The organism is Petrotoga sp. 9T1HF07.CasAA.8.2 (genome assembly GCF_002895585.1).
GTDB classification, from domain to species: Bacteria; Thermotogota; Thermotogae; order Petrotogales; family Petrotogaceae; genus Petrotoga; species Petrotoga mobilis.
This window is the reverse complement of the sequence record NZ_AZRI01000052.1, coordinates 143-371: the sequence shown is the minus strand read 5'-3', so window position 1 is coordinate 371 and position 229 is coordinate 143.

The following is a 229-nucleotide window of genomic DNA, read 5'->3' as shown; positions in this document are numbered from 1 at the left end:
CTACTTTGCTAAAAAAGCTGACAACCCCTAAAGCGGTTGCAAATGGTAACAAATGCTGCAAAACCAAACCATCTAATGATAACTTTAAAGCAGAAAAACACATTGAAATTATTTGATATTAACATTATTTTATTGAAAGAAGAGCAGTCAAAGTTTGACTGAAATGCCATCTATTATGGCGAGCTTTTATAAGTCGTAGTGGTCCTAAAGATTTTGCAAAAAATCAAAT